Genomic DNA, 18,102 nt, shown 5'->3' on the forward strand with positions numbered 1-18,102 from the left:
GGATCAACCACAGATGATTTTGGAGACAAATGTCCAACTAACAAGAAATTGTTTTCATTCGTATAAACTGCTTCGAACAATCCCTCCATTGAGTTCCCGTAAAGCGACGCTAAAGATTCCACCCAAGTAATACTTCCCATTTTTAAACATGGATGTGTACACTACATTCGTAAAACCTGCATTCCAAGTGCTCATTGAATTGGTATAAGATTGGTACACTCCAAAGGTATTGTACTTGGTATCTCCATTGATGTTTGCGAATGATCCTCCATAAAACACATTCCCATCTGGATAGGTTGCCACATAGTTTACCATATTTTCTGCTGTGACTGGATTTGGTTGTAGAAACGTGCGTGAACCTAAATCGTAAACGGCGGCATTCCCAACGGATCCAACCCCTGTGATGTTCGAAAAAAATCCACCAATATAGATTTTGGAATTTGCGTACGCGAGACTGTAGACAAGACCACCAGGTAAGGTAGAAGAACTTGGAATATCCATTCTCAATCCATTGAGTTTGTCGACCGCTTGTAAATTTTGGTAACCACCAACTCCGTTGATTTGGGTAAAACTTCCTCCAATGAAAACAAGATCGTTTACAACAAGGATACTTTCTCCACTACTTCCAACACCTAAATCTGGATTCCAATTGCTTAAGGAGAGGTCAGATAAGTTTAATGCAAACACTCCATTTCTGGTTTGGCCATTCACAGTGCCTAAACTGATCCCACCTGCATATACTTTTGATTCATCACTTGTAATGGTTCGGATTTCAGGGGAACCCGAGAGTACAACATTTGTGGAGCTCACTTGGTAATGGGGCAAATCTAAAATGGCAAAAGAAGTTCTGGATTGGCCTCCAATGTTTGTAAACGTCCCTCCCACAAACAATCGATTGCCATTCACATTCATCGATTTGATCGGAAAATCAAAGTTAGGTGTTCCTTCGATTGGTGCTCCCGTGTATTCATCAATGACGGCAAAATGATTTCTAGGAACAACATTCACAGTCGAACGATCAAAGGTAACAAACACAACCCCATTGCCTGCTTGTAAAAAAGAAGATCCTGGGTTACTGATAACACCTTCAAAATTTGGATTAAATAGAGTCACAGATTCATCTGCAAGATTGAGGGAAGCCATCGAAATTCTAGGAATTCCTTTCACGATTGTAAACTGTCCACTCATGTACAAATTGTTTTCGATGACTTGTAAAGAGGCAACGTAGGCATTGAGGGCATAATTATTGGTAACAAGAGTACCAGTATCTTGGTTTACAGCAGCCAGATAAGAGGAAACGGTTCCACCGTTTATCGTTGTGAACGCCCCACCTAAAAATATTTTGTTTTGGTATTGTTGAACCGAGTTAACCTGTGCATTTGGATTGGGGTTCCAATTTGTCAATGTGCCATCAGGTGTGACCGAAAGAGCATAACTTCTGCTAGGTGCAGTGAAGTCGCCGACGATAAAGAGGTTTGGGCTACCTTGGGAATCGGTTCCCAAAGACAAATCAAGACAAGTCCCTGTCGTAATCACTGTGTTAAACGATGTATCAAGAGTCCCATTTGTGAGAGAAACTTTTGCAATCCCTCGTTTGGCAATTCCAGCTATTTGTGAAAATTCACCACAAACAAAAAGAGAATTAAATTGTGTTTCTAAATCGAATACGGAATTATCAATGTTTTGTACTGAAAACGATGTATCAATATCTCCCGTATAACGATTCAATCGAATGAGGTATTTTTGACTTGTATCCCCCCAAGAAGTAAAATTACCTCCCACATACAAATGATCACCATTTAGTGCCAATGAATAGATTACCCTTGCATCAGCTATATCACGAGGTACTTTAAACACACGATCCACTTGGCAACCTGGTAAGATATGGGCAACAGAGTATCGATTTTCCCCTTGGACCGAATAAAATTCTCCACCGATATAAAATCCACCACCTCCATCGGGGATGGCAATTGAGGTAGTACCAACAATTTTTAGATAACGACAATACCGGCTTGGAACAACTTTCCCATTTGATGTTTGTAAGTAGGCCGCACTACCCGTGGAAGGTCCCATCAACTGAAAATTTCCACCGATGATGATTTGGTCACGATAACTTGCCATGGCATTCACTCCCACATCACCTGAAGGAGCTTGGAAAACTCCCCATAGGTCTTGGAAATCAAATGAGGGAAGGCAAGAAGGAGATCGATCCCCAGTGACAAAACGGATGAGTGATCCAAGTGCATAACCTTTTGATTTTCCATCACATGCATTGGAAAGTTCTGGGGGTTTGCATTGGAAGAGTAGAACACAGAACAAAACAATGGTTAGAATTTTTGATCGTGTCGCATCCATATGTAGGATTTTACCAAATCGGGAATCAATTGTCTAGCGGTTTGTTCATTTCTTGCCTTACTTTTTTAGTCTAATTGGTGTATGTTTTGGATTTCCCTAATCTTGGTTAGTTTGTTCCTTTTTCTCTATTGGCTTTGGCCAAAAAAAAACAGACTGAATCAAAATCGTGTTCTTCATTCGTACAATCTGTCCCAATCACATACAACAGAACCTATATCCAAAATGGTAGAAAGTGTCGTCTACTTCCAAGCGGGAGAATCTAAATTGGAACATCATCAAATACTAAAATTGAAAGAATGGATGAGTCCTTTTCTAAATCAAAACTTAGATTCTGTTCTACTTGTGGGTTCAGCAGACAGATCTGGGAATTTAGCAAAAAATCGAAAATTGGTAAAAGAGAGGATTCAGAACATCCGCCAAGTATTACTCTCACTTGGAATTGATTCCCAAGTGCTCCAATCCGAATCTTTGGAGCCGATTTTTGGGAGAACAGCAGAGGAAAGAAAATTATTTCGGTCTGTTGGAATCAAACTCTCAATTTCAGAATAAGAGTAGAAATCAGAATCTTACTTTAGGATAAAGATGACAACCAAAGACGATCTGAAACTTTTGTTCAAGAGATGATCCGAACAGAAATTCAAATTCGATTTAATGATATGGACCCGATGCGCAGGGTGAATAACGCAAGTTATTCGGCATATTTAGAGTTGGCACGACTCGATTTTTGTAATCGCTACTTATCTGTTACAACAATTGAAGACATTCCATTTGTCTTAGCGCGTGTGGAGATGGATTTAGTTTCGTCTGTTCTCCCTGGGGATTCCATTTATGTGAATACATGGGTTTCTCAGATAGGCAACAGTTCTTGGGAATTTTCATATGAAATCAAAAATCAAAAAACGGATGTTTTGTATGTGAAAGCAAAAACAGTCCAAGTGTATTTTGATTACAGAGAAAAGAAAAAATTACCCATTCCGAAAGAGTTTCGTACTTCGTTAGAAAAAGAAATGTTGTGATTCGAGGCATTCCTTACCAATTGGGATGGGTGATGGATACTATAAGTCAAATGACTTACAAGAAAGAAAAATAGATCACAATCCAATGGAAAGGTTTGTGACGAGTATCATTCCACTCATTTCAAAACAATTCTTTGGAATCAAAATGTTTCCATTCCCAATGGTAGGCGGACTTATCTCCAAACTGTATACATTCGTCTAACCAATTTGATTCCGCTTCGGGTTCCAGTGATTCATACGTTTCAATAATCGTTCGGACGAGTTCTTTGTATTCGGGAACGATTTCTGGTAAGAGGGGATCTGTTTCCCTGTTTAAAAGGCGGACCACCGATTGTAAGAGGGCAAAATAGATCCCTTTTTTTAAGAGTTCCGGTAATTCTTTTGGCAAAGGAACAAGGGCTTCTAGTTTTTGGAAATGAGGGATGAGTTTTGGAACCTGAACCAACAAATGGCTTGGCAAAAGGTTTTGGATTTTTGTAAGATACACTTCATTCTCTTCATTTGCCATGGCACTATCTCACCTTCCCATCCAATCTCAAATCAAGTCCCTTTGTGAAAAAGAAGGATTTTCCTTTGTTGGATTTACAAAAGCGGAAATCCCAGAAAAAGACCTAGCGTATTTGGAAAATTGGATCGCCGAAAAAAAACACGGTAATATGGACTGGTTTGCCAAAGACCATGCCCTTTCCATTCGCAATCGATTTGAAAATTTGGGATTTAAACCCTTGTCGGCCATTTGTTTGGGATTTGTCTACCGATCGAGTGAAGGGGAAGGCCTTTTAGCCCAAATGCAAAGGAAGGTATCTCGTTATGCCCTTGGCACCGATTATCATATTGTTCTGCGAAAAAAAGGAAACCAAATCCTAAAAGAATTAAAGGCACTCTACCCACAAAATCATTTCCGCCAATCGGTTGATAGTTTGCCCATCGCTGAAAAAATTCTCACAAGGGAATCAAAGATCGTTTGGCAAGGAAAACATACAAACCTCATCCATCCAAAATTAGGTTCTTATTTTTTTCTCTCTATCATCCTCACCGATTTAGAGTTAGGTGATACAAATCCACTGGAATCGACAACCGATCATTGTGGTAGTTGCAGACGTTGTCTGGATGTATGCCCTACAAATGCCTTGGAGCCCTACCAACTGGATGCATCCAAATGTATCTCGTATCTCACCATCGAAGATAGGACTCATACAGAAGTAACAGGTTCTTTTTTACAATGGGAAAAAAAAGGTTGGGTGTATGGTTGTGACCTTTGCCAAGAGGTTTGCCCTTGGAATGAAGGGATCGCCAAACGAAACCAGGTGGAAACGATCGAAACTAGTTTTTTACCACGAGAATTTTGGAAGGATCCAGCCTTCCAAAAAAAACAGAAGTTATCGGAAGAAGAGTTCCAAACTTACTTCCAAGATTCACCAATTGAACGAATTGGGGTTTCGATTTGGAACCGAAACCAAGTGGAAAAATGAATTGGTTTTCAAAACATATTTTTTAACGCAATCGTTGCTTCTTTTGGATCGTTTGCCGAACAGATTGCACTCACAACAGCAAGTGAATTGGCACCTGCCTCGATCACTTCTTTCGCATTGTCTAAGTGGATCCCACCGATGGCCACAATGGGGAGAGTGGTGTTTTCTCTAAGCCAACGAACGCCTGCTAGGCCCCATGCGGGTTTGGTATTGGTTTTCGTTTTTGTATCGAAAACTGGTGAAACTGCAAGGTAATCGAGGTTTGGATTTGGATGTTCTTTTTGTAAATTTTCCCAGTCTTCTTTGGTTTCGATGGAAAGACCAATGATGGCTTTTTCACCAAGAAGTTTCCTCGCTTCGAACCAAGGTAGGTCCGTTTGGCCTAGATGGACACCATCAGCTCCCGATGCCAAACAAATATCCACTCGGTCATTGATGAGGAGAGGGATTTGGAAGGGTGTGAGGATCTGTTTTAAATGGATGGCAAGTTCTAAAAATTCTCGGGAAGAGGTTTCTTTTTCCCGGAGTTGGACAAGGGATACTCCACCAGTCGCAGAAAGTCTTACAACTTCTTCTAGTGTGTGATGGAGGCAAAGGGGTCTATCTGTTACCAGATACACCCCTTTGATTTTATTTTGCATTTAACTTTTGTTTAATGGTGTCTGCATTCAGTTCGTACAAAGCATCAAGGAATGCCACTTGGAAACTGCCTGGGCTAGAAGTTTTGGTTTTTGCCATTTCACCAGCAATTCCCATCACGACCATCGCAGAAGTTGCCGCACGGAACTGGTCTTTTTGTACCGCGGCAAAAGCACCACAAAGGGCAGATGCCGTACAACCAAGGCCAGTTACCTTTGTCATGAGTGCATCTCCATTGGAGATTTGAGATTGGTCTGTACCTTTTAAGATATAATCAGTGGCACCACTGATGACAACCACTCCACCAGTGACATTGGAAAGTGACTTTCCAGTATCCACAGCCGATTCGGATGAATCTGTTGCATCCACACCTTTTGTTTTACCAGAAGAAGAAAGTGTAGATAAGATTTCTGATGCATTGCCTCGAATGATACTTGGGTTTCCAGCATCTAGGATCCTTCGAATTGCCGTATTGCGAATGTTAGATGCTCCAGCACCAACTGGATCTAAGACTAGTGGTTTTCCAATAGAGACAGCTTTTTTTGCAGCTTTTTCCATACTTTGGATCCAAGGTTCGGATAGTGTTCCAATATTGATGACAGTTGCCGAACAGATTGTAACCATTTCTTCCACTTCTTCAATGGCATGAGCCATAATGGGAGAGGCACCAATGGCAAGAAGTGCATTGGCTGTGTTATTCATCACAACGTAGTTGGTAATATTATGAACTAAAGGGACTGTCGAACGTAAGAGTTCTAAATCTTCGATTGTATTTTTTAAAATGTTTTGGGACATACGGAGGTTTCCTAGGAAAACCTAGGCAATCTTCGTTATTGCGTCTTCTACTTTTTTGATTAAATCCGATTCCGACCAAGGTTTGTTTAAGAAACTATGAAGGTCCACTTCCCCTTTTAATTGGTTGAGGGAATGTTCATCAATATGTCCGGAAATAATTATTTTTTTGATTTTAGGGTAGGTTTTATGTACTTCTCGTAAGAACTCATCACCACGTTGGTTGGGCATAAGCCAATCGGAAATGATGATGAGGATGTTGATCCCTTCTTCTGCTAATTCTTCAATGATTGACCATGCCTCTTCTGTATTTTGGGCTGTCTCATAACGATACTCGTTCCCAAAATGTTTTTTCAGCTGAGATTTCAAACTCATCAAAATGATTTGTTCGTCATCGACGAAGAGGATGGCACGGCCCATTGGATTATTTTCCGTCGTGTGGGCACTCAACCAATTTGTCATGACCAGGGCAGGAACGTTTTTCTTTTCCTGGGCAAATGGCAAATGCGGATGTTGCGAATAATAGAATGCTGAGTAAACCAACTGTTAACTTCATATAACTACCTCTATTTTGATTAGACGACGATTAGTTTGGGAAAGCAAGAACCTTTTCTTCAAACTTTTGTTAGAATTTCATACCCTTTGTCTGTGACAAGGATGGTATGTTCGAACTGCGCCGATAATTTCCCGTCTTTGGTGCGGACCGTCCATTTGTCAGAACGATCAAAATTCACTTCCCAAGTTCCCAAATTGACCATCGGTTCCACGGTAAAAATCATTCCCGTTTCCATTTTGGCTAATTTTCGGGGGGAACGAAAGTGGGGCACTTGCGGTTCTTCATGGAAATTTCGTCCGACTCCATGGCCCATCAGATCACGAACGATTCCATACCCCATTGGGGTTAAAAAATCATCAATGGCGTTCCCGATATCATCAATGCGGTTCCCTGGTTTGATTTGTTCGATTCCAATCCACATGGCTTTTTCGGTGTCAGCTACCAGTTTTTCTGCTTCGGGAGTGGTTTTTCCACCCACGATAAAGGTTTTGGAAGTGTCTCCGATGTAACCATCCACGATGGGAGAAACATCTAAATTCACAATGTCACCGTCTTGTAAAACATCTTCCTTTTTGGGAATCCCATGGCAGACCACCTGGTTGATGGAAGTACAAATGGATTTAGGGAATCCTTTGTAACCGAGTGGGGCAGAACGGTGTCCGTTCTTTTTGGTATAGGTTTCTGCGATATCGTTGAGTTCCAAAGTGGAGACTCCCGATTTCACAAAGGGTTCCAAATACACGAGGAGTTCGGCGGCAAATTTACCCGCCTTCCTCATCTTTTCAATTTCTGATTTGTTTTTGATATAAATCACGGATTAGAAATCAGTCGACCGAACCGTTGTTCTTTTGTTGGCAGAAGTTCTTTCAAGAGCTTTGTCGATGAGACGGTAAATTTCTTCGTTGATACCGTCAATGGCATCCCCGGAAGTCATAAAACCCTTACTTTTGATGTAAGCTTTCACTTTAGAAGTGACAATAAGGGATTCTTTCGACGTTGTTTCTGTTTGTTCTTCGGACATGGATACCTCGGTTATTTCTTTCTAACTCCGAGGATGGTATCCACGAGGGATTTTTCAATATTTAATTTTTCACTAATTGCCTCGGAAGACCACTGGTAGTTGTCGTGCAGGCTCTGGATGGTCGCTCTTTTTCGCTCGACCAAGGGATTTCCCGAATTTTTGCGGTCCATTTTGGGGGAAGCGGAAGGATTTTGCATCGCTCCTTGGACAATGTCCAAAAATTGGGAGAGTTTTTCGAAAGTTTCGTCTGCCTCCCCGAGGAGAGATTCCAAATCGTCCTTGGTGTCCTTTGTGGATTCTTTGAGGTCTTCCAATCGTTTTTGCAGGGTGAGGATTTGGCGGTGGCGGTCGGAAAGGTCACCTAGCAGTTCTTCGATTTTGTCAAACTTACGTTCCACGGAATCAATTTGTGCTTCTCGTTCCACAAGGAAGGACGTGCGGTTTTCCGCTTGGCGGATGGTTTCGGTGAGTTCTTTTTCTCTCGCCTCTACCACATCGATTTCGCGGTCGAGGATGTCGAGGCGAGCTTGCAACTCCCGTGCATTGTGTTTTTGTCCTTCCAGGTTTTCCACCAAATGGAAAACAGAATCTTGCGACTCTTGGAGTGAGGATAAAAAGGATTCGATTTTGATTTGTTCTTTAGTAAGATTCGACACACGAGATTCTATGGATGTAATTTCTGTTAGGCTCTGTTCAAATCCTTCCATGGTTTCGGATACATGGACTAAGTTGGAAGCAAGGATTTGGATTTGTTTGTCGATGTCTTCTGTTTGGAACTGTGCTTCTTTTAGAGATTCCAGTTCGTTTGCAATTTGAGATCTCATTTCACTAAATTCAGAGATTGCCGATTGGACAAGTTCCAAATCTGGTTTTCCTTTTTCCAATGAACGTAAAGCTTCTGAAATTTCTTCCACAGCTTTGTTCGATTCGTCTGCAATTTGTTTGGCGGACGCAAATAAATCAGAGTGTTCTTTGACTGTCTCGAGTTCACTCGAAAGTGTTAAGATTTCTTCTTTGAGAGATTCCAGTTCGTTTTGGAAACCAGACAAAGTTTCTTCTTTTGTTTCGTTTAGAGATTCTAAACCATTTTGGATTTCAAATTTGAGATCATGGAAACGGTTAAGGCTGTCTTTTAAGAAATCTTGGCTTTCTTTCGCAATTTCTTTGAAGGATTTTTCGTAATCTCTTTGGTAGGTCTCAATTTGTTTTTTTGATTCGTCTTTGGAACGTTTGATACTTTCTTCTAAATTGCGACGAACGGTACTTAGGTGGCTCGAAATTTTTTCTTCTAGTTGGCCAAGTTGTACATTCCCTTTGTCGAGAAGTTTTGTGAGTTGGTGCGAGATTTTGGAATCGATGGTTTCGTTCAATCGATCCATCTTCTCTTCTTGTAAATTGAAAAAGGATTCACCTGACTCTTCTAAATGTTTGAGGATTCGTTCCACTTCACTACGGGCAAGTTTCGCCTCGTCTTCCAACCTAGAGATACTTTCTTTGGTTTTAGTTTCCGCCACAGTTTCCAAATTGGCTTTTGCTTTTTGGAATTGGTTTTGGAATTCACCAAGTAAATCTGCACCTTCCACATGGATTTCTTTTAAGCGATCCTGGAGTTTTTCGATACTATAATTCTGGTCTTCGCGGATCTTACCGAGTTCTTCTTCCCATTTGCTTACAAATTGTTCTAAATTCGCATTGGCGATACGTATCTTTTCTGTGACAATCTCTTCGGATTCTTTTGCTTTTTCTTCTGCTGTTTCTAAGATTTCGTGAGCGGATTCGCGGAGTGCTGACTTCAATTCTTCTACATATTCATCTACATCTTTGGTTTGAGTTGTGATGGTTTCATTCAGTTCTCTCACTTGTGATTGGATGGAGCTTAAGTCTGATTCCATTTCATGTTTTTGGATTTTGAAATCAGAATGCATTCTTTCTTCTAATTCTTTTTTCAAATCAAAAAGAGAGGTTTTAATCACCATCTCTTGGCCGGAACGAACGGTTTCGAGTTCGCGATCAAATTCTTTTAACTCTTGTAATGCGCTTTTTTTAAGAGTGTTTGCTTCTTCTCTCAGTTCTTCTGAAATTCTATGGAATTCTTCGGAGAAGGCTTCGATCTCGCGGATAAGTTCTTGTTTGCGGATGTCTGCTTGGCGGAGGAGTTTATTCTCTGCTTCTAAGTATTTTTCTTGGAATTGGATGATGGTTTGGTTAATACCATCCGCTTGTCTTCTTGTTTCATTGATGATGTCATCTCGTTTGGAAAGTGTTTCGAGAGAAAGATCTTCAATCTCACGTTTGATCGCATCCGTTTCTTGGCTTAGACCCTTCATAAAGGAATCTTTGGTATTACTTACTTGGTCTACGATGGATTCAAAACGTTCTTGGATTTTTTTCTCGAGGAGTGATACCTTTTCTTCGACTTTCGATGTTGCCCTTTGGTATTTTTCTTCTAGTCTTTCATCAAACTTATCAACTTTGTCGGAGAGAAGAGAAGATGTATCTTCAAACTTTGTAAGCCGTACATCTAAATCACCTTGCGCATACTTCATGGATTCGAGCAGTAAATCCATTTCTTTCCGTGCATGATCAAGACGGCCCGCAGTTTCATTCACCATGACATCGGCATGGGTTAATAATTTTTCTCTAGCGGTCTCTGCAATTTTAGAAAGGGAATTGTCTAAGAAATCTGATTTGGTTTCGAGTAGGCTTTCGAGTTCCACCATCTTTTGTGCGACGGATTGTAAAATTTCATCACTTCGTAAGTTCAATTTGTTTTGGAAGGTATCGAGCATTGAAATGGATTCATTATGAAGTGCTTCCATGTCTTCTGATACTTCACGTAACTCACGTTTGTGGGTATTGATTTGGGAGAGTCCTTCTTCCATGTACTGTTTTTCACGGCGGACTTGGTTACTCAAATCTTGGATTTGTTCCATCTCTCCCGAAAGAGAAGAGAGGTAATCTTTACTGGCTCTGATTTTTTCGAAGAGGTCTCTTGATTCGGCACTTAAAGATTGGATGTCTTCTGCGACTTTTCGTGATTGTTTGACAAGGATGTCCAAATCGATCCCGGCATCTTTAACCATTTGGATTTTTTGTAAGGCAACACCTTGCATTTCTTCTGTGAGTTTGGAGGCATACCTCTTTAATTGGGACAGTTTGGTATTGGATTTGTCCAAACGACGGAGTCCGATGGTCACGGCTACACTCGCCAAAAAAGGCAATAAAAAGACTTCTAATCCCATTTTCTCAAAGATCCAATAATAGTATTATGTCGCATGAAGATGGTTGAAGGAAACCAGTCTCGGATTTTTTTCGCAAGCCTTTTTTAATTTAGGGAGAATTCGCTGATTTGGCGCCAAAAACGGGCGAAAATTTTCGCTTCTTCTGCTTCCAATTGCGCAAGCCTTTCGGAAGCATTTGGGTCCAAACGGTACATTTCCGCACTCATTTCGGACAAATGGCCTTCTTCTTCTAGGATGAGGTTGGTTAGGCGGATGGGAGAACCATTCTGGTTCAAAATTTCATCGTACGCTGTGTAGATGACCATGGCTCTTTTTTCAATCACGGTTGTGGTGTACAAGTAGGCAAGGTAGGTGAAGGTTTTTTCCTCTAGGAAAACTTTCCTAAGATTCCTACGGACAAGGGTGTCTAGTTTTGCGAAATAAATTCTTGCGGCCGTCCCTCGAACCAAAGAGGAGTTTTGGTACCCAGACCGAAACTCAGGTTGGATGGTCCTTGCCGCTTTTTTGAAAAAAAGGGCATGCCTTGCTTCTTCTGTGGCATGGCGTAGAATCATTTCAGAGGTATCTTCACTCGATTGTGTGAGTAGGATTTTGCGGGATCCAATGTGTTCGAGAAGGGAAAGTGTGTTTAGCCAAAGAGCATGGTTTGTTTCATTCTGGATGATGGCTTGTAAAACATGTGGGATCGAATCGTTTTTTGTCTCTGTCACTTGGCCCATACATCCAAGTTGGAAAACCAGGGATTCTCTGCTAGCCTTTCTTGAGAGGAATCGTGAGTTGGGCGATGGTTTCGCCGTCTTCATGGTAGATGCGGAACTGGTCAGTGGGAAGTCCCTCCCCTTTGAGTAGGATGATACAAAGAGCAATCCCAATTCCTTCCCCTTCGGAATTATCACCCCTTTCGATATAGTATTCCATAATGTCGTTGTAGTTTTGTGCATGCAGAAGGGAGTTCCTGATTTTTTGCATTTCCCCGCGCACTAACATTGAATTGTTGCGGATATCAAATTTAATTTGGGTGTCGTTATGTTCGATTTTGACATGGACATATAGATTTTTTTCGCGAGCGAGAGGCTCAAAACTATTCCCTCTTCCGGAAAGGATTAGGCTTTTATACATCCGAACACCTAATTCGTAGTCGGCGGGAGATTGGATATCAAGCAGGTTCTCTTGGAAAAATAATCGTTTAAAATTAGCTTTGAATCCATTGAGGATCAAATCTTTGACAATGGTAAAAAGTATAGCAGATAGGTTTTCTATTTTGTATTGATTCGTTAATGAATCAAGTATTTGCACTAAATTTTCATCTAAATTTTTGGAAGCACCGAATGCCGAAAATTCCAAAGGACCAGGTGTTTTTAACCAGTCCTCAATTTGAGATGGCAACATTCGTTCCATTAAAAAATATACTGACTCGGGAAAAGTGGATTTGATTTGGACTTTTCATCTACTAACATAGATTGTAACTCATCTCTTAGACGTTCCGTAATCGTGTCTATCGTTTTCTTTTTGTCTTCCTTATAAGAACCAAGATAGTCATTGATCTTAAATGGTTTTCCTAGCCTAACGACTGCTTTGTGAGGTCTGGATTTGGTTTCACCCAAAATTTCATTTTCATAACGGTATAAAAATTCATACAAACGTTCTGGGCTCGGTAATTCTTTGATATAAGAAGTTTGTATGGAGATAAAATCATAAGCTTTTGTGGCGGCATTTCTTGCCCACCTTGCCATTTCCAAACTAGGGAGTTCTCCATTGGGGTCAGGCATCCCTACAGATACCATTTCGAGTACACTTAGTATCTTTCTAAGTTTTTCGATCGCATTGGCATCTCCGTCCCATTTTGGGATGTTTGCTTTTCTTGCGATATTATCTAACATAGCATGTCTCATCCGACCCAATCGGTAATCAAAATCATCGACCTTACTTTCCTCTACCGGGACACCATATTCTTTTTCTTCCCGTTCCATCATTCGTTTTCCCACTGATAAAAAACGATGGACAATGTCTTTTCCCGATTTGGAAATTCCGAGTTTTTCTTCCATTCTTGTCAAACTTTGGTCGATGTCTCGTTGCATGGTTTGGATCGAACTCGTCATCCTATATTTGATGAAAGTAGGAAGGACCCAGATAGTAGCATTTGGATCGTTTCTCAGTGCGTCTTCTAAACCCCAAATCCCGAGTTGTGCCACTCCTGGTTGGAAGGGGAGTAAGGTATCATTCATTCCACTGGTAGGTTCCCCCTCGGGGAAAAGTGCCAATTTGCCTGCATTGTTTGCGAGGATGGATCTTGAAGCTTTTAAGGATTCACGGTCAGGTGCACCAGCTAACACGGAGTAGGCTCCAATTGACTGTATAAAATCACCAACAAACCCATACCCCCATTCGAATACCTCCCTTGCTGCCATATAATGAAAACGAGAACCCATAATGTTTGCAACATGGAAGGCCACACCTGGTTCTTTGGTTGTGGGGTGGTTGGAAATGTAAACCAAACGTTCCTTTTGTAAGGATTTTAAAGTTTTTATGTCATTTTCAGAGATTTCAATCGAATCGATATTGTGAACCAATTTGTTCAGTAGAGGTAGTGTCAGATCGGTAAACCAAAGAGCAGGGAGATTGAACTTTGCAGGAATGAAGGATTTGATTGACATAGGACGAATGCTGACAGCTTAATCAAAGGAAGCAAGTACGATTTAACATGGCACTTATAGAAGAACTCAACCAACAAGGCAATTTTCTCTTCCGATGGCGCTCCTACATTCCAGGAGTCATTTTGTTCCTTTCCTTACTGTATCTACCGTATGTTCCTTATTTCCAAGGGAATTATATGTCCAATTTGTATTGGTTAACTGCTGCATTTGTAGTTAGTTTAGCAGGTCTTTTCGTAAGATGTTTTACCATTGGTTACACTCCCAAAAATACATCTGGTCGAAATACAAAACAACAAGTTGCAGATGTCGTCAACCAATCAGGGATTTACTCTCTTGTGAGACATCCCCTTTATGTGGGAAACTTTTTACTGTATTTGGGGCCTGTGCTTATCTTACGGGACTTTGCGTTTGCATTGGTTTACATCATGTTCTTTTACCTATATTACGAAAGGATTATCTTTGCTGAAGAATATTTCCTTCGTGGTAAATTCAAAGATGCTTATTTAAAATGGGCAGACAAAACTCCCGCATTTATCCCTCGTTTGTCGGGTTATGTAAAACCGAATTTGGATTTTTCATTTCGTAATATTTGGAAACGAGAATACCCAAGTTTGTTTGGAATCATCGTTGTATTTACAGTGTTTGACCTAATCCAGATTTATTTCCAAGAACCAAACTTACGAGCAGTTGACATGGTTGGAATCTGGAAACCATTTCACACTTGGTTTTTTGGGTTTGGACTTGTGTTTTATGTTGTTACACGTCTCATCGTAAAGACCACCAAACTTTTAGAAGTCGAAGGACGTTAGATTTTAATGAGCCGTTTGTCCAATGGATGGAAAGTTCCTGAGTCTTTAGAAGACAAAAAGGAACTTTTGGAATCCTACCAAAAAACAGTAGAAAGTATGGAAGCTGAAAATCCACTGACCATCTTTCGGGAACATATGGACAACGGCTTACTTTTCAAAGCTGGTTTACAAGATGCGATGAACCAACTCACCACATTTGCAAATCTCTACATGAGTATCATCGAACTAAAAGAAGAAATCAAAAAACAAACTAAAGTTTGATGGTGGTAAAACAGTCACAAAGTTAAGACATGGACATTTTATCCCTTTATGAAGGTAATACCTATCAGGGTTCCCTATCTAACGAATCAAAATCTTTTTTAAACCCCATTCACAACTACATCAAAGAAGAATTTTCAAATGGTATTCCAACCTTAGTCAGTTCAGAAATTTCATATCCTGAATTACAATCTTCTATGGCAAAAATACGTTCCAGGATTTACGAGAATGTTTCAATCAAAGGGTTTTTGTTCCCCATTTTAGAAGAATGGAAAGTGGATACAAATGATGTTTATGTGGATTTATTTCGACTCCGTTGTGTTCCCAATGGATTTCATACCTTAGAAGGTGCAAAGTCTGTTCAGTACATCCACCGTGACCCATGGTATGCTAATCCCCAAAACCAAATTAACCTTTGGATACCAATCACAAAAGTGGAGTTAGGTTCCGGATTTTCCTTATATCCATCTTATTTTGGAAAACCCATTCAAAATAATTCGTCTTTGTTTGAGTATGAACACTGGAAAAAAACGGGTGGTTTCCAAACGAGTATGACTCACCCGCGTATTAGCGAAAAAGTTTTTCCAAAACCTTCACTGGAAGTAAAAGATCCAAACCCACTTTCTGTATATGGTGATTTTGGAGATTATTTTATCTTCGCATCACACCACTTACACGGAACAAATGATAATACACAAGGGTGTTCTCGATTTAGTTTGGAAGTACGGCTTGTCATTGGTGAACATACGAAAGCTCATATAGGACCAAAAAACGTGGATAATCAATCCCAAGGTACCACACTGTACGAAATGAAACACCTAATGTCTGGTGGTATTTTACCTACTGAGATCATTCAATCTTACGTAAAAGGATCTGCTCTTTTGTGAATGAAAAGGGATTGATAGGTTGCTCTTTGATTTGGTTCACATAATGTATTGCGAGTTTTTCTCTTTCTAAATAATTTCCTTTCACCAAAAAATAATCTCTTTTTGCCTCTTCCATCGCATTTAAAAATTTTGTTTTCATCTCCTCTCTTTCATCACCTAAGTCCCGTAATTTGTCCCTTTCCCAAGGGATGTCGATGTCTAAAAAAAGAGAACCATCGTATTTTAAACCAAGCGCTCGTTCGGTGAGCCAAGGGATTTCTGACCCGTAATACCGTTCCAAATATACTTTTGTCGTAAGTAAATCCGTATCTAAAAATAAGAGTCCGTTTGAGGATTTGGTTGTTTCCACCTCTGATACTAAATGTCCTTTTGCGATAGGTAAAAAATCAGATTCTTCCATTGGGCTTGGTTTCTTCTCTAGATACTCTCTTGCAAATTCAGGGACCCAATTGGTTTGGAACCATTCTGCTAGTTTTTTGGAAAGTGTCGTTTTCCCCACCGATTCACTCCCCGTGAGTACAATTTTTTTTACAAAATAAGGTCTGATCGGTTCTGGAATGTATTCCCAATACTTCAGTGGGGATTCACGGATTTTTGTTGCTGAAATAGGGATTACGTTTCTATCGATATCGATGGGAGAGTGTTTGCACCCAAGAACAGATGCTAGGGGGTCTCCATAGTTTTCAGACGTAAAGAGGGAATGGATCGGGTAAGGGGAATGGGACTCAATGGTTCGTTTCCAAATTTGCCAAAAATGAGCATGGTCTTCTGGAAACTGTGGATTTTCATCCTTTACCCAAATAACATTTATGTTTTGATTCGGTAGGAGTTCTTTCATCCATTCAAATCGAAGTTCACCGGGAATGATTTCCTTCTCCAGGGAACAAACAAGGACTGTCAGTACATCACAGTGTTTTTTTGCTTCCTGAACCAAATGCAAATGACCTTTGTGTGGGGGATAAAACTTACCGAGGATGAGCCCATGATTCATGATTTTGATTCCTTTTGGGAAAGATAGGAATTGATAAAAACTATTTGTTTTTTTCCATCTAACGGAAAATTGGTGCTAATACAAACATGGGATCCTTCGCCAAAAAGGGATTCCAGTTCCTCTTTGATTTTTGTTTTTTCTTTTTCCAAACTGGATTCACTCATTTCGATTGTGTCAGAAAGTGATAACCTACATTCCCATCTAACTTCCGTGACTTGTTCCACTTGGAATTGGTAAATGAAAGGATTTTTTCTAAGAATCCTTGCGACATCAATTGGATTTACTGTTTCCCCGTTTGGTTTCTGGAAGTAGACAGGTTTTCTACCAGATAACAGGCGTAAACGAGGGAAATGGTCGCCACATTCACAAGTTCCGTATTGGATTTCTCCTTGGTCACCAGTCCTATACCTAAGGAGAGGTAAGTAAGGATTCCTTCCACCTGTAAGGACAATCTCACCTATATTGCCAGTGGGTAGTGGAGTAAATGTTTCATTGGAGATCACCTCTACATACAAATCATGTGGTAGAAGGTGCATCCATTCTGGATTTTTAGGGCAAGAATAAGCAATGGGACCGGTTTCATTCAGTGAATAAAAGTTGATGACGGGGCATTGGAAGTATTCAGAAAGATTTTTTCGTAAAGCAGGTGTTAATTCTAAAGCAGTAGAATGAATGGCTTCTGGTTTGTATTTGATACCCATTTTCATTGTCGATTCAAAAGCATATGGGTCACCTGTTAAAATTTGTGGAGAAAATTCTATTAGAAAGTTTTGTAAATCAGAGGGATTTTTCCATGAATTGGGATGGATATTAATTTTTGCAAATTTGGCACCTCCCGCCAAACTATGGCAGGTGGCATATACAATTGTATTTTCTTGGTAACAAAGTTGAATCGCAAAGGTGGACTTTGGAGAATGGACGGGAGTTACTCCATACTTTTTTACACTGTATTCGATAAGAGGCACATAACATCCAATCGCCTTTGGATGGTTTGGTGCAAGGATTGGTTTTCCTGTCGTACCAGAAGTGGGATTGATCACCATCTCATTTAAGTTTGTATCGTTTGGGATGATGTCTGTGATTTTTGATTGTAAGTCATCACGACTTGTAAAAGGAATGGACTCAAAGTTTTGTTTCCAATGGATCCCTTCCAATTGATTTCTAAAAAATGTAGATGTACTTTGGTAGGTTTCAATAAAGGATAATATCGATTCCTTTGTTTGATAAAGAGAATGTTCTTTCGCAAACTCTAAATCTTTTTGGAAACACTTTACAAACTGAAATTCCTCTTCGCCAATTCGATCCCCGATGTTTGCGTTCCATTGGGGAGCAAAATGTGACTCGAACATTTTTTGGATTTCGAGATTCCATTCCTCTCGTAAAAGTGGTGTTCTTTTTGAATCCAAAACT

The 18,102-nt window shown here is 40.2% G+C and carries 20 protein-coding genes; 6 read left to right on the forward strand and 14 right to left on the reverse strand.

Features of this window, described 5'->3' with window-relative positions:
• Positions 1-54: 54 nt before the first annotated feature.
• A complete protein-coding gene (locus CH354_RS11775; RefSeq protein WP_100727050.1) occupies positions 55-2,355 on the reverse strand; it encodes a hypothetical protein in 2,301 nt (766 codons plus the stop codon).
• Between the two features lie 222 nt (positions 2,356-2,577).
• On the opposite strand from CH354_RS11775, the gene CH354_RS11780 reads away from it, so the two are divergent.
• Positions 2,578-2,904 carry an OmpA family protein gene (locus CH354_RS11780; protein WP_165780346.1) on the forward strand — a complete coding sequence of 109 codons (327 nt, stop codon included), beginning with the start codon at positions 2,578-2,580 and terminating at the stop codon, positions 2,902-2,904.
• A 71-nt stretch (positions 2,905-2,975) separates the two neighbouring features.
• Complete coding sequence (locus tag CH354_RS11785; RefSeq protein WP_100727048.1) at positions 2,976-3,371, forward strand: acyl-CoA thioesterase; 396 nt, start codon at positions 2,976-2,978, stop codon at positions 3,369-3,371.
• 121 nt (positions 3,372-3,492) lie between these two features.
• On the opposite strand, the gene CH354_RS11790 is transcribed toward CH354_RS11785, so the two are convergent.
• Positions 3,493-3,879, reverse strand: coding sequence for an LIC_11502 family protein (locus tag CH354_RS11790; protein ID WP_100727047.1), 387 nt, complete (start codon positions 3,877-3,879; stop codon positions 3,493-3,495).
• Between CH354_RS11790 and queG the strand changes: the two genes are divergently transcribed.
• On the forward strand, positions 3,878-4,843 hold the full coding sequence (gene queG, locus CH354_RS11795; RefSeq protein ID WP_100727046.1) for a tRNA epoxyqueuosine(34) reductase QueG: 966 nt from the start codon (positions 3,878-3,880) through the stop codon (positions 4,841-4,843). The two genes, CH354_RS11790 and queG, sit on opposite strands and share 2 nt — an antisense overlap.
• A gap of 8 nt (positions 4,844-4,851) precedes the next feature.
• Here the strand turns inward: queG and thiE are convergent, their stop codons facing one another.
• The 10 genes from thiE to CH354_RS11840 all read right to left on the reverse strand — a co-directional run bounded on the left by thiE (position 4,852) and on the right by CH354_RS11840 (position 13,747).
• Positions 4,852-5,484, reverse strand: coding sequence for a thiamine phosphate synthase (gene thiE / locus CH354_RS11800; protein ID WP_100727045.1), 633 nt, complete (start codon positions 5,482-5,484; stop codon positions 4,852-4,854).
• Positions 5,474-6,277, reverse strand: a complete 804-nt coding sequence (gene thiM, locus CH354_RS11805; protein WP_100727044.1) for a hydroxyethylthiazole kinase — start codon at positions 6,275-6,277, stop codon at positions 5,474-5,476. Before thiM ends, thiE begins: the two co-directional genes overlap by 11 nt.
• Positions 6,278-6,298: 21 nt before the next feature.
• Positions 6,299-6,694: a response regulator gene (locus CH354_RS11810; protein WP_100716566.1), complete on the reverse strand. Its 396-nt coding sequence runs from the start codon at positions 6,692-6,694 to the stop codon at positions 6,299-6,301.
• Between the two features lie 4 nt (positions 6,695-6,698).
• The gene (locus CH354_RS18505; protein ID WP_265360421.1) at positions 6,699-6,830 is read right to left on the reverse strand and encodes a hypothetical protein; all 132 of its coding nucleotides are present in this window, start codon (positions 6,828-6,830) and stop codon (positions 6,699-6,701) included.
• A 58-nt stretch (positions 6,831-6,888) separates the two neighbouring features.
• The gene (gene map / locus CH354_RS11815) at positions 6,889-7,644 is read right to left on the reverse strand and encodes a type I methionyl aminopeptidase (protein ID WP_100716565.1); all 756 of its coding nucleotides are present in this window, start codon (positions 7,642-7,644) and stop codon (positions 6,889-6,891) included.
• 3 nt (positions 7,645-7,647) lie between these two features.
• On the reverse strand, positions 7,648-7,851 hold the full coding sequence (locus CH354_RS11820; protein ID WP_002978419.1) for a hypothetical protein: 204 nt from the start codon (positions 7,849-7,851) through the stop codon (positions 7,648-7,650).
• 11 nt (positions 7,852-7,862) lie between these two features.
• Positions 7,863-11,093, reverse strand: a complete 3,231-nt coding sequence (locus CH354_RS11825; RefSeq protein WP_100766490.1) for a SpiroCoCo family coiled-coil protein — start codon at positions 11,091-11,093, stop codon at positions 7,863-7,865.
• 83 nt (positions 11,094-11,176) lie between these two features.
• Positions 11,177-11,812, reverse strand: a complete 636-nt coding sequence (locus CH354_RS11830) for a rubrerythrin (protein WP_100727042.1) — start codon at positions 11,810-11,812, stop codon at positions 11,177-11,179.
• Between the two features lie 31 nt (positions 11,813-11,843).
• Positions 11,844-12,491 (reverse strand): hypothetical protein, encoded by a 648-nt coding sequence (locus CH354_RS11835; protein ID WP_100716562.1) that lies wholly within the window; start codon positions 12,489-12,491, stop codon positions 11,844-11,846.
• Positions 12,491-13,747 (reverse strand): 1-acyl-sn-glycerol-3-phosphate acyltransferase, encoded by a 1,257-nt coding sequence (locus CH354_RS11840; protein WP_100727041.1) that lies wholly within the window; start codon positions 13,745-13,747, stop codon positions 12,491-12,493. The genes CH354_RS11835 and CH354_RS11840 overlap by 1 nt, the downstream gene beginning before the upstream one ends.
• Positions 13,748-13,794: 47 nt before the next feature.
• Between CH354_RS11840 and lmtA the strand changes: the two genes are divergently transcribed.
• Genes lmtA through CH354_RS11855 form a run of 3 tightly spaced genes read left to right on the forward strand, consistent with a single transcriptional unit; the run spans position 13,795 to position 15,701 of the window.
• Complete coding sequence (gene lmtA, locus CH354_RS11845; RefSeq protein ID WP_100727040.1) at positions 13,795-14,556, forward strand: lipid A Kdo2 1-phosphate O-methyltransferase; 762 nt, start codon at positions 13,795-13,797, stop codon at positions 14,554-14,556.
• Positions 14,557-14,562: 6 nt separating this feature from the next.
• Positions 14,563-14,817 (forward strand): hypothetical protein, encoded by a 255-nt coding sequence (locus tag CH354_RS11850; protein WP_100716559.1) that lies wholly within the window; start codon positions 14,563-14,565, stop codon positions 14,815-14,817.
• Positions 14,818-14,846: 29 nt separating this feature from the next.
• Positions 14,847-15,701, forward strand: coding sequence for a hypothetical protein (locus CH354_RS11855; protein WP_100727039.1), 855 nt, complete (start codon positions 14,847-14,849; stop codon positions 15,699-15,701).
• Here the strand turns inward: CH354_RS11855 and CH354_RS11860 are convergent.
• Both CH354_RS11860 and CH354_RS11865 read right to left on the reverse strand, forming a co-directional pair.
• Complete coding sequence (locus tag CH354_RS11860) at positions 15,664-16,692, reverse strand: AAA family ATPase (RefSeq protein ID WP_100727038.1); 1,029 nt, start codon at positions 16,690-16,692, stop codon at positions 15,664-15,666. The two genes, CH354_RS11855 and CH354_RS11860, sit on opposite strands and share 38 nt — an antisense overlap.
• Positions 16,689-18,098 carry a phenylacetate--CoA ligase family protein gene (locus tag CH354_RS11865; protein ID WP_243396059.1) on the reverse strand — a complete coding sequence of 470 codons (1,410 nt, stop codon included), beginning with the start codon at positions 18,096-18,098 and terminating at the stop codon, positions 16,689-16,691. Before CH354_RS11865 ends, CH354_RS11860 begins: the two co-directional genes overlap by 4 nt.
• Between the last annotated feature and the right edge of the window lie 4 nt (positions 18,099-18,102).

Source organism: Leptospira levettii (assembly GCF_002812085.1).
In the GTDB taxonomy this organism is placed as follows: Bacteria; Spirochaetota; Leptospiria; order Leptospirales; family Leptospiraceae; genus Leptospira_A; species Leptospira_A levettii.

What these genes read in the sequence shown, in the direction of transcription:
- lmtA (WP_100727040.1), top strand. Translation starts at nt 13,795, where the DNA reads ATGGCACTTATAGAAGAACTCAACCAACAAGGCAATTTTCTCTTCCGA.
- CH354_RS11790 (WP_100727047.1), bottom strand. Translation starts at nt 3,879, where the DNA reads ATGGCAAATGAAGAGAATGAAGTGTATCTTACAAAAATCCAAAACCTT.
- queG (WP_100727046.1), top strand. Translation starts at nt 3,878, where the DNA reads ATGGCACTATCTCACCTTCCCATCCAATCTCAAATCAAGTCCCTTTGT.
- CH354_RS11830 (WP_100727042.1), bottom strand. Translation starts at nt 11,812, where the DNA reads ATGGGCCAAGTGACAGAGACAAAAAACGATTCGATCCCACATGTTTTA.
- CH354_RS11785 (WP_100727048.1), top strand. Translation starts at nt 2,976, where the DNA reads ATGATCCGAACAGAAATTCAAATTCGATTTAATGATATGGACCCGATG.
- CH354_RS11850 (WP_100716559.1), top strand. Translation starts at nt 14,563, where the DNA reads ATGAGCCGTTTGTCCAATGGATGGAAAGTTCCTGAGTCTTTAGAAGAC.
- CH354_RS18505 (WP_265360421.1), bottom strand. Translation starts at nt 6,830, where the DNA reads ATGAAGTTAACAGTTGGTTTACTCAGCATTCTATTATTCGCAACATCC.
- thiE (WP_100727045.1), bottom strand. Translation starts at nt 5,484, where the DNA reads ATGCAAAATAAAATCAAAGGGGTGTATCTGGTAACAGATAGACCCCTT.
- CH354_RS11820 (WP_002978419.1), bottom strand. Translation starts at nt 7,851, where the DNA reads ATGTCCGAAGAACAAACAGAAACAACGTCGAAAGAATCCCTTATTGTC.
- CH354_RS11840 (WP_100727041.1), bottom strand. Translation starts at nt 13,747, where the DNA reads ATGTCAATCAAATCCTTCATTCCTGCAAAGTTCAATCTCCCTGCTCTT.
- CH354_RS11780 (WP_165780346.1), top strand. Translation starts at nt 2,578, where the DNA reads ATGGTAGAAAGTGTCGTCTACTTCCAAGCGGGAGAATCTAAATTGGAA.
- CH354_RS11825 (WP_100766490.1), bottom strand. Translation starts at nt 11,093, where the DNA reads ATGGGATTAGAAGTCTTTTTATTGCCTTTTTTGGCGAGTGTAGCCGTG.
- CH354_RS11860 (WP_100727038.1), bottom strand. Translation starts at nt 16,692, where the DNA reads ATGAATCATGGGCTCATCCTCGGTAAGTTTTATCCCCCACACAAAGGT.
- thiM (WP_100727044.1), bottom strand. Translation starts at nt 6,277, where the DNA reads ATGTCCCAAAACATTTTAAAAAATACAATCGAAGATTTAGAACTCTTA.
- CH354_RS11775 (WP_100727050.1), bottom strand. Translation starts at nt 2,355, where the DNA reads ATGGATGCGACACGATCAAAAATTCTAACCATTGTTTTGTTCTGTGTT.
- CH354_RS11855 (WP_100727039.1), top strand. Translation starts at nt 14,847, where the DNA reads ATGGACATTTTATCCCTTTATGAAGGTAATACCTATCAGGGTTCCCTA.
- CH354_RS11835 (WP_100716562.1), bottom strand. Translation starts at nt 12,491, where the DNA reads ATGGAACGAATGTTGCCATCTCAAATTGAGGACTGGTTAAAAACACCT.
- CH354_RS11810 (WP_100716566.1), bottom strand. Translation starts at nt 6,694, where the DNA reads ATGGGCCGTGCCATCCTCTTCGTCGATGACGAACAAATCATTTTGATG.